This window comes from Hymenobacter sp. BT491 (assembly GCF_014349165.1).
Classification (GTDB): Bacteria; Bacteroidota; Bacteroidia; order Cytophagales; family Hymenobacteraceae; genus Hymenobacter; species Hymenobacter jejuensis.
Genome location: NZ_JACSJJ010000001.1, coordinates 579,970 through 595,614, shown reverse-complemented (window position 1 = coordinate 595,614; position 15,645 = coordinate 579,970). Strand labels below are relative to the sequence as shown.

Below are 15,645 nucleotides of genomic sequence, written 5' to 3'. Positions count from 1 at the left end.
TTCATGGAAATCACAGCACTAAATGCCTTGCGCACCGGCGCGGCGTACCTGGTAGACGAAGATGGCAAGCGTCTTCGCGGAACCCCGGAAGAGCAGTTGCAAACTGGTGCCTGCTGGGCGCACCTGCGAGATGGTGACACCGGCGAGTGGCACGTGCACGCCCTACGCCAGGCGTCGGAATTAGAAGGCGCGGGCATCCTGGCCATGCTGCAGCCCTTCCCTGCTGAATACCCAGCAGAAGCCCAAGAACAGGATAATGCTTAGCATCTGCTTAGCAAAAGGCACTTAACGTGTTAACACTCAACGCAGATTGTTACCCCGGCTCTGGGTACTCTAAAAGGACTTTGGCAGTTTTGCCAAAGTCCTTTTTGTTTTACGGCGCCTTGTTAAGTTTCTAGCTGTCAGGCTCGCTAAGGTTGTTTACTTTCACGTATGAACCGACGTCTGCCTGCGCTGCTGCTGTTGTTATTGGCTCTACTTTCACTTCCTGGTTACTCCCAGAGTCCGCAAACCCCAAGGCTCAAACAAGCCCTTGCCCGTGCTACTTCCGACACCAGTAGGGCGCTACTGTTGGCCGATCTGAGTGCTTCTTATCGGTACTCTCGCTTCGATTCGGTGCTGTGGTACGCCCGGCAGGGGCTGCAACTGGCCCAGCGCATCGACTACCCGAAGGGCGAAGGGCGCTGCCTGTCGCGCATTGGCATTTTGATGGGCGAGCGCGGCAACCTGCCTCAAGCGCTGCGCATCGACCTGAAAGCTTTGCAGCTAAATGAAAAAAGCCAAGACTTGGAAGGCACGGCGCGCACGCTCAACCAAACCGGACTCCTGTACTATGCACTCGATGATTTTCGGCCCGCGCTCAACTATTTTTTCCGGTCGAAGAAGATCTATGAGATGGACGAGCGCATCGGCGACGACTCACAGCTCATCAGCGTATTAACCAACATCGGCGCCAGCTACGAAGGACGCAAGCAACTGGATTCGGCCCAGTATTTCCTGAACCGGGCATATGGTTTGGCGATTCGCTCGCACACCACCAACCAAAGCCCCTGGGGCAACCCCTTGCCGTATGTGCTGCGCGAATTAGGGTTGTTGCAGGCTTCGCTTGGGCGTGACCAGCAGGCGCTGCGGTACTACCGGCGCGGCGCCAAGGCTGCGGTACCCGAAAATGACTTGCGCAGCCGCTGCCGCTCCTACCAATACATGGCGGAGCTGTACCGCGAGCGACACCAAACCGACTCCAGCGTGTACTACGCCCGCAAGGCACTGGCTGTGGGGCAGGCACTGCCGTTTGTTGTGGGCATCGTCCGGACCAGTTCGCTGCTGGCGAACGCTTTTCAGGCCCGTGGCCAGCACGACAGCACCTTAAAGTATATGAACATCATGCTGGTGGCGCAGGACAGTTTATATAATCCTCAAAGAATCAAACAGTTAGATGCAATTGGTTTTGCAGAGCAGCAGCGACTGCGGCAGCTCGAACAAGAACGGGAGCAATTTATTTCGCAGGTGCGCACGTACGCGTTGCTGGCCGGTGTGGGCGGGTTGCTGCTCATTGCACTGCTGCTGTGGTACAACAACCAGCAACAACAACGGGCTAATATCAAGTTGCAAGCGCTGAACGAGCAGGTTACGCAGCAGAAAGAAGAGCTTCGCGATCAGCGCGACAACCTAGCCCGCACGCTACAGGAGCTCAAAGCCACCCAGAGCCAATTGGTACTGCGCGAGAAAATGGCTTCGTTGGGCGAACTCATGGCCGGAGTGGCGCACGAAATCCAGAATCCGGTGACCTGCGTGAAGAACTTTGCCGGCATCAGCGCGGGGCTGTGCCAGGAGCTGCGGGAAGAAATGGCGCGCCTGCCCTTTTCGATTGAAGATCAGGACCTTATTGATGATCTGTTGCAGAACCTGAGTCAGTATCAGGCCAAAATCGTGCAGAACGGGCAGCGGGCCGATTCCATTGTGCGCGATATGCTGGAATACTCCAGCGCCGGCCCCAGCCCCCGACAACCCACCGACCTAAACGCGCTGGCCGACGACTATCTGCGCTTGACGTACCACGACTTGCGCGCCAAAAACCGCAATTTCAACGTAGCCCTCCTTCCCCAACTCGACCCCGCAGTGGGCTTGGTAAGCCTAGCCCGTCACGACATTGGCCGCGTGTTGGTCAGCCTATTTACCAACGCTTTATATGCGGTGCAGCAACGGCAGCGGCTAGCTGAGGAAGACTATGTGCCGCAGGTTTCGGTCAGCACCCGACGGGTAAACGACCACGTCGAAATCCGGGTGCGCGACAACGGCATGGGCATTCCCGAATCCGCCCGAGACAGCATTTTCCAGCGGTTTTTTACCACCAAGCCCACCGGCGAAGGCACGGGGCTGAGTCTATCTTTAAGCCATGACATTGTCACCAAAGGGCATGGCGGCACCATCACCGTTGAGAGCCAAGAAGGCGAATACACCGAATTTATGCTCACGCTGCCGCTGCAACCAAAGCTGTCTATTCCGAAAGTTTTAGCTTACTGAAACAGACCTTAAATACAGTTTCTGCCCAGGCGCAGCTTGTGGAGGCATAAAACCGAACCGACTTGGCGGGCCTTTCGTCGGCCGAATAGCCCAGCTTGACGAAAAGCGGCTGGCAATCTGAAAGCGATATGGTTATTTTAACCTTGCTGTTTTCTAACAAGAAACGTTGAACAGACGATTTCACTTGCCGAACGTCTGGTTTTCCTCTGCGAACTCCAGATGTGTGCTTCTTTCACTAGCCCTTTATGCCCACCAAACTTTCGTGCGTTATCATCGATGATAACGAAATCAACCGCCTCACGCTCGAACACTTTGTCGAGATGACCGAGACGTTGGAATTGGTGGCGTCGCTGGCTGATGGGGTACAAGGCATTAACTACCTGCGCCAAAATCCGCCGGTCGATTTGCTGCTGCTGGACATCGAGATGCCGCACCTCAACGGCCTGGAGCTGGTCCGGATTCTGCCCGAGCCGCTACCCGATATTGTACTGGTGACTTCGCACAGCGATTTTGCTGTCACGGCTTACGAGCTTAACGTAACGGATTACCTGGTAAAGCCCGTCGATTATGCGCGTTTCAACCAGGCTATAAGCCGGGTGAGCACTCGCCGGGCGGCGTTGCAAGCCGAAAACGCCACGAATGGCTGGGCTTCTGCCGGCGACAACCGCTTGTTTGTGAAGGTAAACAACAAGCTGGTGCGCATCGACTTCGACGAGGTGCTCTACATCGAGGCCCTGTCAACCTACTCCATCTTGGTTACGCCTACCCAGAAGCACATTGTGTATTCGACGTTGAAGGCCATCGAAGACAAAATTCCTTTCGCGCACTTCACCCGCGTTCACCGCTCGTATATGGTTAATACACAGCGCATTGACTCTATTCAGGATAATACCCTGCAACTGGGCGCGCACGAAGTACCAATTGGCAAGTCCTACCAGGAAAACTTTTTGCGCAAGCTGCGCAGCTTTTAATAGAGGCCGAAAAACAAAGCGCCTGGCTTGCAGCCAGGCGCTTTGTTTTTCGGGTAGAACCAGTTATTGCCTCGGAAAATATTGTTCTGCCAGCTGCCCAAGTCGCGCGACCTGCGCTTGATTGCCGGTGTCGGCAGCCGCCTGATACAAATTGCGAAGCGTGATGAGGTTGGCCGTCACTTCCCGCTCGAAAATAGCGGCATCGTGAGTGCGGTAGTAGGCCAGGTTTTGCTCCGTACGGCTGGTCAGGGTATCCATTATTTCGGCTGCGCGGGCTTGCTCGCCCACCTGCACTAGCGGCGCCACCAAGTTGGCTGAGTAATAATCATATGGCAAGGCCGCGTCGGGCATGACCGTCAGGCACTTATCTAGCACTTCTTTTGCCTTGGCTTTTTCGCCGGAAGCCAGATAAGCCGTGGCCAGCCGGGCAAATTTGTCGCGGTATTCGGCCAACGTACGGCGCTGCGTTTCGTCGTAATACACGTGCGGGTTGTTGAGGTTGCGGTACGTGAATTTGCGCATCAACGAGTCGTAGGTGATGTCCTTGGCCACGTAGCCTACCTCAACGGCCGCCTGCGATTTGGGCTCGGGCGTGCGGCACGGCAGCACCCGGTACGCCAGCCCTTCCATTTGCAGATACGGCTCCAGACCGCGGTACTCTTCTTGGTGCAAAGACGAGGAAAAATACACGGGCCGCTGCCAGTTGTTGGTCGCAAGCAGATCCAGAATGGCGAGGCTTTTCTTTTCCAGCGCACCTTTGCCCACATCCCACTGCATCCGCGACGCCAAGTGCGAACGGCGCTCAGCGGGCACAATGCCTAGGCGCTGCACGGCCGCCGTATCAACGGGCAGATAGAATTTGGTGGTCGGAAACGAGAGCATGGCAGGGCCGCCATCTCCGTAGCTCACTTGCAACAACGGGCTGTTCTGGTCAACCAACTGAATGAACTCCTTGAGATTCACCTCTTTTACCTCGGCGTTGGGCACGTAGGGCAAGTAGTCGTTGGTGCCTTGCTGATACTGCGCCGACTTTATTGAGAGCGGCAGCGGCTGCGAGGCGTAGCTGCGGCGCTTCATCTGGTTGAGGTACCAATCGGTGTTGAGGTAGCTGACCACGGCCACGCGCACGTCGCGGCGCACGCCTTCCACTTCCTGTGCGTACCACAGCGGAAACGTGTCATTGTCAGCTTCCGTGATGAGGATGGCGTTGGGGGCCACGCTGTTGAGCATGTTCTTGGCCCAATCGACGGAAGCATAGCGGCCCGAGCGGTCGTGGTCGTCCCAGCCTTGCGTAGCCATCACCGTGGGTACCACCAGCCCGAGCATCGTCACCAAAGCTACCCGCACCCGCTCCGCTTTGACTACCGCGCGCAGCATTTCAGCTAACCCCATGACGCCCAGACCAATCCAGATGGCAAAGGCGAACGTGGAGCCTGCAAACGTGTAATCGCGCTCGCGCGGCTCAACGGGCGGTTGGTTGAGGTAGAACACAATGGCCAACCCCGTGAGCACAAATAACATGCTCACCACCAAGGCATTGCGTTTATCGTATCGGAGCTGAAAAAACAAGCCGGCCAAGCCTAGCAGCAGCGGCAGGGCAAAAAAGTTGTTGCGGGCTTTGTTGTCGGCTAGCGACTGGGGCAAACCGTGCTGGGTAGCGGTTGGCCACAACGCGCCGGCCTGTTGCACGTCGCTTTCTCGGCCCACGAAATTCCACAAGAAATAGCGGCCGTACATGTGCAGTACTTGGTAGTTAAGCAGAAAGCCCAGGTTTTGCGCCATCGTTGGCTTCACCCCTTCCTGAATGCCGACCCACTTTTGGTATTCGCGCACCAAGTCGGGCGTGGCGCCGGCGGGGCCGCCGTAAATTCGTGGCAGGAGCATGTTGTCCTGCTCCGGATAGACTAGTTCCTGCCGATGATCGCTGACCACGTAGCGGTTGCCCTGCCGGATATAGTGCGGCGCACCTTCTTGTTGATCAATGGGTTGGGCAAACAAGTGCGGGCCGTAGAGCAAGGGCCGGTTGCCGTACTGTTCGCGCTTCAGATAACTCACGAACGAAAGCACGTCGCCGGGCTTGTTCTCGTCGATGGTTGGGTTGTAGCTGCTGCGAATGGGCACTATTAAATACGATGAATACCCAATCAGCACAAACACGAAACAGAGCATAGCCGTGTTGAGCACACGGCTGCCGCGGCGGAAAGAATAGCGAAATCCCCAGCCAATCAGCCCGACGAACAGCACCAAAAAGCAGAGCAGGCCGGAGTTGAAGGGCAGCCCGAAGTTGTTGACAACATACACTTCAAAGGCGCCGGCCAGCGTGGGCAGCCCCGGAATAACGCCCACCAGAATAGCCAACACCACGGCGCAGCTCAGCCCAAGCGTCAGTAAGCCGCCTGGGGTGCTGGGCTTTTTGGCGCGCCGGAAGTAATACACAAAGCCCAACGCCGGAATTGCCAGCAGGTTCAGCAGGTGCACCCCAATGGAAAGACCCACCGCGTAGGCAATGAGAATGAGCCACTTATCCGAATCGGCTTCGTCGGCGCGGCGGTCCCATTTCAGCATGGCCCACACCACAAAGGCCGTGAACAGCGTGGACATGGCATATACCTCGGCCTCGACAGCATTGAACCAGAACGAATCGGAAAACGTGAACGCCAAAGCACCCACCACGCCGGCTGCCTGAATCAGAGCGGTTTGGCTGAAATCAGGCTCTTTTACAAATCTTTGATTATCAAATACTTGTAATTGCAAAAGCTTTCGCCCCAGCATCGTGATGATCCAGAACAGAAACAGCACCGTGAACGCGCTCGCCAAGGCCGACACGCCGTTGATCAGAATCGGGATGTAGGTGACATGGCCAAAGGACAGCAGCGAAGCCAAACGCCCCAGCAGCAAAAAAGTAGGCGCCCCCGGCGGATGCGGCACTAACAAATGGTGAGCGCTGGCCGTGAACTCGCCACAATCCCAGAAGCTGGCCGTGGGCTCGAGGGTGAGCAGGTAGGTACCCAAAGCCAGCAGGAATACCAACCAGCCCAACAGGTTGTTTATATGTTTATACCTCATTTACAACTACTTAACAAAGTGCATTGAAAAAGACATACTTAAAAAGCATAATTTTGTATTCCGAGATGGCGCGGCAGCTCTGCCCTCCCAAACAGGATAGATGTACCTCCCTGCTAAAGGGTTGCTTAGCAGCGGCCTGCTTGCGCTCTCGGTTGATGCTTCGCTTCTTTTTATGCTTGTACTTTTTCGTTTCTCGCACAGTAGTTGCACGGTCGGGCGTGCTATCTTATCCTAGCTTTACCGGCCCGATATACGCGCATTAATTCTTGACCTTTCTTCGCTCTTTTGCTTATATGAGAAAAGCCTACCTTTTTTCCGGGGCCTTATGGCTGGCCAGCCTAGCGGCTCACGCCCAAGACCTTACGTACCAAACTCCCCCCAAAGCCATTGCGGCCCTAGCCAGCGCGGCGCCTACGCCTCGCATCAGCATTGCCTCCAACGGCCAATGGATGCTGCTCATGGATGTACAAGGCATGCCCAGCATCGCGGAGCTCTCGCAGCCTGAGCTGCGCGTTGCGGGGTTGCGCCTCAACCCGCGCACCAACGGGCCCAGCCGCATCAGCTATGCCACGAGCCTGCGCCTGCGTCGTCTGCCCGACGGCAAAGAGCTAGTGGTACAAGGCTTGCCCGCCAAAGCGCGCATCAGCGAAGTGACGTGGTCGCCAGACAACACCAAAATTGCCTTTACGCACACCACCGACAACCACATTGAGCTGTGGACGGTGGACGTAGCTTCGGCGTCGGCCCGCCTGCTGCCCAATCTGTTTTTGAATGCGGTATTCGGCAACTCCTACCAATGGGTGTCCGACAGCCGCACCATCATTGCCCGCGCCATTGTGGGCGGTCGTGGCGAAGCGCCCGTAACTACGGCGGCTCCAACCGGCCCTGTAGTGCAGGAAAACGGCGGCAAGAAAGCAGCGGCGCGCACCTACCAGGATTTGCTGAAAAGCCCCCTCGACGAGAAGCTGTTTGAATATTACGCTTCGGCCCAGACAGTGAAAGTGGACGTTGGCGGTCGGATGCAGCCGCTGGGCGAACCCGGCCTTATCCAGCAGGCTTCGCCCTCGCCCAACGGCCGGTATGTGCTGCTCAAAACCATGCACCGCCCGTATTCTTATACCCTGCCAGCCAGCAGTTTCCCCGTGAAAGTGGATGTACTGAGCATGGAAGGACTGATCGTGAAAGCCGTAGCCGATCTGCCGTTGGCCGATAACGTACCCACGAGCTTCGATGCCGTGCCCAACGGCCCGCGTGAGCATGCGTGGCGCGACGACGTGCCGGCTACCCTCTATTGGGTGGAAGCCCAAGACGGCGGCGATCCCAAAACGCAGGCTTCGGTCCGCGACAAGATCTTTACGCAGATAGCGCCATTCGACGCGCCAGCCACAGAGTTAGCCGCGCTGCCTATGCGCTACCGCGATGTACTCTGGAGCAACGCCAACCTAGCGTTGGTGGAAGGCTACCGCTGGGCCGACCGCAAGGAAATGACCTGGACGCTGAATCCTACGCTGTCGAAAGCGCCACTAACGGTGTTGTTCGATCGGTCGTCGCAGGACACGTACCACGATCCGGGTACTCCGTTTGTCCAGCGCAATGCCGCGGGCCGCTACGTGCTGGCCACTGACGCAAAGAGCGAAAATATCTTCCTGATCGGCAACGGCGCCTCACCCGAAGGCGATCGTCCTTTCGTGGATGAGTTGAACTTGAAGACCAAGCAAAGCACGCGCTGGTGGCGTTCGGAGGCACCTTACTACGAGGTACCCATTACCATTCTCGACCTCAATAAGCAGGTGCTGGTCACGCGGCGCGAGTCGCAGCAGGAAAGCCCCAACTACTTTCTGCGCGACGTGCGGCACGCCAAGCTGACGCCGATTACCAGTTTCCCGAACCCGTACGCGTCGATCGGCAACCTCAAGAAGCAGGTGCTCAAATACAAACGCGCCGACGGCGTCGACCTGACTGCAAATCTGTATCTACCCCCCAATTACAAAAAAGAAGACGGTCCGCTGCCGACCCTTATGGAGGCATACCCCGTCGAGTTTAAGGATAAGCAGGATGCCGGGCAGGTAAAAGGCTCGCCTTACGCCTTTACGCGCCTGAGTTGGGGCTCGCCCGTGTTCTGGGTTACGCAAGGGTACGCTGTGCTGCAAGGCACTTCCATCCCGATTGTGGGCGAAGGCACCAAGGAGCCCAACGACACTTACACCGAGCAGCTCGTTGCCAGTGCCAAGGCCGCCATTGCAGAAGGCCAGCGCCTGGGCGTAGTCGATCCGAAGCGCGTGGGCGTGATGGGCCATTCGTACGGTGCCTTCATGACCGCTAACCTATTGGCGCACAGCGATTTATTTAAGGCAGGAATTGCCCGTAGCGGTGCCTACAACCGCACGCTCACGCCATTTGGTTTCCAAGCCGAGGAGCGCACGTATTGGGAAGCGCCCGAGGTATATAACCAGATGTCACCTTTCAATTACGCCGACAAAATCAAGACCCCCATCCTACTCATTCACGGCGAAGCCGACAACAACTCCGGCACCTTCCCGCTGCAAAGCGAGCGCTTCTACAACGCCCTGAAAGGCCACGGCGCCACGGTGCGCTACGTCACGCTGCCCTTCGAGGCGCACAGCTACGCCGCCAAAGAATCCATCATGCATATGCTCTGGGAAATGGATACGTGGCTGAATAAATATGTAAAAGGCGAGCCCGCACCGGCCAACTAAGCCGCTATCGTTTTTGAGGCTTACTGTAACATAAAAGAGCCGTTCTGTAGGACTACAGAACGGCTCTTTTATGTTACAGTAAGCGGCCGCGAGGCCCTACACACCAGCTACCGCCTTACTTGCATATGTAGCTGAACACTAGACACTTATTATTGTGATATACGTACAGCTTACAAAGAAGGAGTTCCGAATTTGCTTCCGGCAACGATGTGTACTGTAGTCACCGGGCCTTCCTTTTGCTTTATGCTGGTCTGGCCAACCGACCAGCATGCTCCCGCCTTTATGCTGTAGTTACAGCCGGGCCGGCAGCAAATGCGTGCTGGCCCCTACTGCCTGCTCAACTGGTGCGGGAGTATTCTTTCACCAAACTCGCCGCTTATACTAGTGCGAGGTTAAGACGTACCCAGAATGTTTGTCACAACGAACCAGCGCCGCATCATGCTTCACGCAGGAGTTTTACAGCGGCAAGCCTGGCCATTCTAGTTGCTCGGATAGCCTATAGCTGCGCCTAGAGTGCAGCGCTTTCCCTTTATTTTTCTTGTTATGCTGTATTCGTTGATTTATACCAGCCAGGCCACTGTACCCCTAGATAAAGAGGCTCGGCGTTTACTTTTGACACAGGCTCGCGCCTATAACACCGCGCGGCACCTGACGGGCGTCCTCCTTCATGCCGACGGCCATTTTTTGCAAATACTAGAAGGGGCGCAGGAAGAAGTTGAGGCGCTGTTTGACCGCATCCAACAAGACCCGCGCCACGAAGGCATCCGAGTAGTGGTGCGCGGTCCGGTGCGTAGGCGCGAGTTCCCGCACTGGGGCATGGGTTTCAGCCAGTTGAGCTATCCCATATTAGCCCGGCTACGCCAACTGGTGCGGCATTCCCAAGCCGCAGTCGACAGCACCCGCGCCGCGCTTTCCCTGCGCGACTTGCTTCAGCCTTTCGTGCTGCACGCGGTCGCCTGGGAATAGCAACGGACGCACCAGCCCGGAATCGCCGCCAGCGCTACGCTTGATCCTGAAAGTGATACAGGAAGGTGATTACCCCAGTATAAGCGGGCTTTTTAGAATCCAAGATTTCCAGCGTTACGCTCAGGCGAGCCTTGGCAATGCCGCGCAGGTTGGCCACCGAGAGCAACGTGGCTCGCAGGCGCACCTGGCTGTTTACGGTCACGGCCTGGTTGAAGCGCAACTGCTCGATCTCGTAGTTGACTTGCATTTTCAGGTTCTCAATGGCTACGATTTGCTGCCACAGAAAAGGCAACAGGGCCACGGTGAGGTAGCCGTGGGCAATGGTAGCCTGAAACGGCGACTCGGCCTTGGCGCGTTCGGCATCCACATGAATCCATTGGTGGTCGAGGGTGGCATCCGCAAACTGATTGATCTGCTCTTGGGTGATGGTATGGTAGGCCGAAACGCCCATTTCGTGGCCCACGTGGCTTTCGAGTTCGGGGAGGCTACGGATGGTCAGAATAGACATAGAACGAGGATCAGGGTGGAGAAAAAGAGCCGCAAACATACGCCCGGAACCGCTTTGTACGCACGCAGACTGCCGAGTAACAATAATTCTTAACTCAGGCCGCCGACAGCGGGGCCAACGGTTTCGCTCCTGCTGCCGATGGCCCCGTTGTCGGCAATAATCACATATGCCGTTTTCTACTTGACTATCAATCATTTATATTCAAGGCGCGCCGTTATAACGGACCACATCCCCGGCCGCACCACCATGACCAGCACCCGAAAAGCGCCCATTGAGCTTGGCAAAGCCGAGTTCCAAGTAATTGGCCATCAGCTAGTTGATGCCATCGCCAATTTTCTCGATGCCATTGAAGAGAAGCCCGTAACAACCGGTGAGGCCCCCAAGCAGCTTCAGGCGTTGCTGCCGTCGGCCTTGCTGCCCGAAACTGGCGCTTCGGCCACAGAAGTCCTGGCGAAAGCGACCGATCTGGTCCTAAACCATTCTCTGTTGAACGGGCACCCTAAATTTCTGGGCTACATCACGTCTTCCGCTGCGCCTCTTGGAGCGCTGGCGGATCTGTTGGCGGCGGCAGTCAATGCCAATGTAGGCGCACAGATATTGAGCCCCATTGCTACCGAAATCGAAAAGCAAACCATTCGTTGGCTGGCCGAATTCATAGGCGTTTCGCCGACGTACGGCGGCATACTGGTCAGTGGTGGCAACATGGCCAATTTCACGGCCTTCGTAGCGGCCCGAACGGCCAAAGCGCCCGGCAATACCAAAGAAGACGGCTTAGGCAACGCGGCTTCGCAGTTGATCGTGTACTGCTCCAAAATGACCCATACGTGGGTAGAAAAAGCGGCCGTGTTGTTTGGGTTGGGCTCCAAAGCCATTCGGTGGATCCCAACCGACGCGGCCTATAAAATGGATCACCAAATTCTGGAGCAAACAATCCAAGACGATCTGCAAAAGGGCCATACGCCCATCATGGTTATCGGCACCGCCGGCGACGTGAGCACGGGCGTGGTAGACGATCTGCAAGCCTTGGCGGCCATTTGCAAAACCTACGCCCTCTGGTTTCACATCGATGGGGCCTACGGCGCGCCGGCCGCGGTGCTTCCCGAGCTAAAAACCCTGTTTGCGGGCATGGAAGAGGCTGATTCCATTGCTCTTGACCCTCACAAATGGCTATATAGTCCGCTGGAGGCCGGCTGCACGTTGGTAAAAAACGAGAACTACTTGCGCGACACGTTCAGCTCGCATCCCGTTTACTACAACTTCGATAGTACGGAAGAAGACGCCGTGCACAATTACTACGAATACGGTCTTCAAAACTCGCGGGGCTTTCGGGCCTTGAAAGTTTGGGTAGCGCTGCAACACGTAGGCCGAAGCGGCTATGTAGAAATGATCAGGCAGGACATAGAACTCGCCAACTACCTTTTCAGCCTAGCGGAAAAGCACCCCGAGCTACAAGCCGTTACGCACAACCTGAGCATTGTTACGCTGCAATACGTTCCGAAAAGCATAACAAAGGACTCAGAAGACAACAAATTGTATATCAATGACTTAAACAAAGAACTATTAAACCGCCTGCAAGTCGGAGGCGAAGCATTTCTGTCGAATGCGGTGGTAAACGATAGGTATTGCCTACGGGGGTGCGTGGTGAATTTTAGAACATCAAAAAAGGATATCGAGGAGATTATCGAAATCATAGTCCGGGAAGGCAGAGAGCTGCACAAAAGCTTCCGGAATAGTTTGAATATGAGCGCCTAGCGCTTCATCGGGCGAGGCAGGCCGGGTGCTTGTTACAAACTTAAATCCACCACTACGGCCGTGGAGCCGCCCAAATCGTCGTCCGTAACGAGTAGCAACTGGTAGTGCTTGGGCCCCAGCACTTTCTGCACGGTTACGCTTTCTACTTTTCCGGTATAGGCCGCGCCCGTTGGCAAAACCAGATGGGCCAATTGCAGGGGCACAGGAGTGGCAGCCCGCCGCGCCAGATCCAGTACGCCCACGAAGCTGCCGAGCACTTCGCCGTCGGCTACGGGGTCGCTGGTATCTTCCACGGAAGCGGTAACCAACAGCAGATCATGCGAATACGATGCACCCGAAAACCCGGCTGGCTTGCCGTTGAGGTCTGGCAACTCGTAAAACTGCCGCTGTACTGCGGGTGGCTGCTCGGTTCGCTGCCGGATATAATCGAGGGTAGCGCCCAACGGCAAAAAGAAAACCAAGTTGCCGACTGCCGAACCCACCGTACGCTGAAACAACAACAACTCGGTATCCGTGGCCGCCGCGGCCTCTAGGTTAAGGGCGATGCCCGCCGGCAAATACTGCCGCAGCAAACCATATAAGTTGCTCAACGACAAGGGGTAAACCGTTGCGCCTGCGTCCGAACCGCCGGGCAGCGTTACCCAAAAGCCTACCTCACGGGCCGGCGTCGCTCCGGAGCCGCATACGAGTAAGCCCTTCTCGCCTGCCGACGTGGTGAAGGCCGTAAGGCATTCCAGATCGGGCTTCAGAGCTTTAGGGATGCGACCGGTGCTGAAATGCGCGGTTTCGAACAGCGTGATTTGTTCGCCTTTGGTCAGGGAATTGGCTTTGAAAGCGTACAGATACGGGGCATCGTCGCCGATGATATAAGCCGTATCACCGACCACCTCCACCCCGGAAGCCGACGGCAGATTGGGCAAGTTAATCTGTTGAAGGATAAGGGCTTGCATCGTCAGTTCGCCGTCGGCTACGGAAGAATGGAGGGGTTTATCTGTTCGTAATCGTAAACTCTACGCGCCGGTTGAGGCGGCGGGTTTCCTCGCGGGCGTTGCTGGCGCGTGGTTTCGAGCCGCCGTAGCCGACGGTTGTGATGCGGTTTTCGCCGATGCCGCGGGTCACGAGGTAGCGCTTTACTTCGGCTACGCGATCTTCCGAGAGCTTCAGATTTTTGTCGGCGGGCCCTACGTTGTCGGTGTGGCCTTCCAGCCGAATGTTCACCGCAGGGTTGTCGATCAGGGTGCGCGCCAAGCGGTTGAGCTCGCTGTAAGAAGCCGGCAACAAGTCGTACTTGCCCTGGGCGAAAATCAGCGTCGGCAGCTCCAGCCGCGACCCAACGGCCGCCGGCACCAGCAACAAGTCGCGGCTAACCGAGCCCACCATCCTAACGGTGTCGGTAGCCGTCAGGAAACCTCCGCTGATGGCCGTAATTCGGTATTGGCCGGCGGGCAAGGAGAACTGGAAATTACCGCCCGATGGCTCGCTGCGGGCCGTAGCATTAAAAACGATGTTGTCGCCGAGGCGAACCACTTTTACTTCCGCCGCGATGGGTTTGCGCGTACCGGCGTCCAGCACATGCCCCGTCAGCAACGTGCGCACCGCCACGGGCGGCGCTGCAGGCTTGGCCGTATCGGCGGGCGCCACCACCGGGGCCACTCCTACTTCGGCGCGGTACAGGTCGGTAGGGCCGTTGGGCGTGCGGCTGGAGGCAAAGAAAGCATGCTTGCCGTTGGGTTCGAGAATGAAATATGCGTCGAATCCGGCCCCGTTGATGGGCGCACCCAAGTTGCGCGGCTCGCTCCAGTTGGTCCAAGATTCGTCCAGACGATTGCTCACGAATATGTCGGCGCTGCCGTAGCCCGCGTGCCCATACGACGAGAAATACAACCTTTTGCCATCGGGCGAAAGCCACGGCGCAAACTCAAAGCCCGGCGAATTGACTACGCTTCCCAAGCTGCGCGGCTCAGTCCAGGAACCATCGCCGGCAGGCAAACTAACGTACAAATCGTTAAGACCTTGTGAATCAGCACGTTCTAATGACAGGAGCAGTACCTTCTCGTCCGGGGTCTGAAAGAATGTAGTGGCCGTACCCGCCGAGTAATAGTTCTCAATATCAAGAGGTTGCGGCACGGCGGCTTTCCCCTTGGCGTTGCGGGCGACTTGTGACACGCCTTCGTCTCGGAAAGAGCCGTCGCGTTCGTACGTGCCGCGCACCACCAGCGTGTTGCCATTGCCCACGACAGCCATCACGCCGTTGTTTTGGGGCGTGTTGAGCGCGTCGAGGCGGGTGGCGGGGCCCCAGGTCTTGCCATTGTCGGCGGTGGTGCTTACCCAGATGTCGCCGGAATCGGTGTTGCCTTCGGTGTTGCCGGTGTACTTTGTACGCGTCAGGTACAGCGTGCGGTTATCGGGTGTAATGACGGGTTGCAGCTCGTTGCCGGGCGTACTTACCGCCGAGAGCGCTTCGGGCGTGCCGTACTGACTACCATCGACGGTGAGGCGCAGCTTAAACAAGCGCCATTGCTGCGTCGCTCGGTTTGCCGGCTTCTGCGATACCACGGGCGTCCCGTTGGCCTTGTCGGCCGTAGCGATGGCGGCACATTTATCGTTGCCGCGGCTTACCAGCTGTAAGCTGCCCATCGGGCCGGCGGGCACCAGCGCCCACTGTTGGTACAAGCTACCTGACCAAGGACGCTGCACTAGCGCAGCATTTTCGGCCGGCCCTTCAGAAGTAAGGCATTTGCCGCTGTTTTTGGCCTCAATTCGGAAGAATACGCTGCCCGGCGTAACCCGCACGAAGCGCCACTGCTGGCTGGGCGAATGCGTAAACTCCCACTGCACCGTGGCGGCGCCCGCTTCCGCCGAAGAGTTGGTAACGTCCAGCGAAAGGCCACTGCTGCGGGCAATGATGCCGTACCACGCAGATTCGTCGATGGTAAAATCGACCTGCTGGGCCTGTAGCGGCCCGGTGGTCAGAAGGACGAACAGAAGAAACAGCGACCGGAAAAGCGAATGATTCATGCACGCAAAACGGATGGTACCGGCGGCAAGTTAGCCCAAATCTGAACCGATGGGCTACCCCGGCCTACAAAAGAGCAGACGCCGTACTTCATCTCGTCAGATGAGTACGGCGTCTGCGTATGAG

Annotated in this window: 10 protein-coding genes; 6 read left to right on the top strand and 4 right to left on the bottom strand. The window is 57.0% G+C overall.

Annotation, left to right across the window (positions count from 1 at the left end; all coding sequences use genetic code 11):
* The first annotated feature begins 3 nt into the window (after positions 1-3).
* From H9I52_RS02530 to H9I52_RS02520, 3 genes are all read left to right on the top strand, one after another.
* Positions 4-264, top strand: coding sequence for a hypothetical protein (locus tag H9I52_RS02530; protein ID WP_187452513.1), 261 nt, complete (start codon positions 4-6; stop codon positions 262-264).
* Positions 265-432: 168 nt separating this feature from the next.
* Positions 433-2,523, top strand: a complete 2,091-nt coding sequence (locus tag H9I52_RS02525) for an ATP-binding protein (protein ID WP_187452512.1) — start codon at positions 433-435, stop codon at positions 2,521-2,523.
* A 245-nt stretch (positions 2,524-2,768) separates the two neighbouring features.
* Positions 2,769-3,494 (top strand): LytR/AlgR family response regulator transcription factor, encoded by a 726-nt coding sequence (locus tag H9I52_RS02520; RefSeq protein WP_139514190.1) that lies wholly within the window; start codon positions 2,769-2,771, stop codon positions 3,492-3,494.
* A gap of 63 nt (positions 3,495-3,557) precedes the next feature.
* On the opposite strand, the gene H9I52_RS02515 is transcribed toward H9I52_RS02520, so the two are convergent.
* Complete coding sequence (locus tag H9I52_RS02515; protein WP_187452511.1) at positions 3,558-6,560, bottom strand: DUF2723 domain-containing protein; 3,003 nt, start codon at positions 6,558-6,560, stop codon at positions 3,558-3,560.
* A 293-nt stretch (positions 6,561-6,853) separates the two neighbouring features.
* Between H9I52_RS02515 and H9I52_RS02510 the strand changes: the two genes are divergently transcribed.
* The gene (locus tag H9I52_RS02510) at positions 6,854-9,277 is read left to right on the top strand and encodes a prolyl oligopeptidase family serine peptidase (protein ID WP_187452510.1); all 2,424 of its coding nucleotides are present in this window, start codon (positions 6,854-6,856) and stop codon (positions 9,275-9,277) included.
* Between the two features lie 543 nt (positions 9,278-9,820).
* Entirely contained in the window at positions 9,821-10,243 is a 423-nt protein-coding gene (locus tag H9I52_RS02505) for a BLUF domain-containing protein (RefSeq protein ID WP_187452509.1), read from the top strand.
* A 34-nt stretch (positions 10,244-10,277) separates the two neighbouring features.
* Here the strand turns inward: H9I52_RS02505 and H9I52_RS02500 are convergent, their stop codons facing one another.
* Positions 10,278-10,751 (bottom strand): MaoC family dehydratase, encoded by a 474-nt coding sequence (locus H9I52_RS02500; RefSeq protein ID WP_139514194.1) that lies wholly within the window; start codon positions 10,749-10,751, stop codon positions 10,278-10,280.
* 246 nt (positions 10,752-10,997) lie between these two features.
* Here H9I52_RS02500 and H9I52_RS02495 point away from each other — a divergent pair, with 246 nt between their 5' ends.
* A complete protein-coding gene (locus tag H9I52_RS02495; RefSeq protein ID WP_187452508.1) occupies positions 10,998-12,503 on the top strand; it encodes a pyridoxal phosphate-dependent decarboxylase family protein in 1,506 nt (501 codons plus the stop codon).
* A gap of 32 nt (positions 12,504-12,535) precedes the next feature.
* On the opposite strand, the gene H9I52_RS02490 is transcribed toward H9I52_RS02495, so the two are convergent.
* Positions 12,536-13,453: a DUF6929 family protein gene (locus H9I52_RS02490; protein ID WP_187452507.1), complete on the bottom strand. Its 918-nt coding sequence runs from the start codon at positions 13,451-13,453 to the stop codon at positions 12,536-12,538.
* A 37-nt stretch (positions 13,454-13,490) separates the two neighbouring features.
* Positions 13,491-15,521 (bottom strand): RICIN domain-containing protein, encoded by a 2,031-nt coding sequence (locus H9I52_RS02485; RefSeq protein ID WP_187452506.1) that lies wholly within the window; start codon positions 15,519-15,521, stop codon positions 13,491-13,493.
* Positions 15,522-15,645 lie beyond the last annotated feature (124 nt).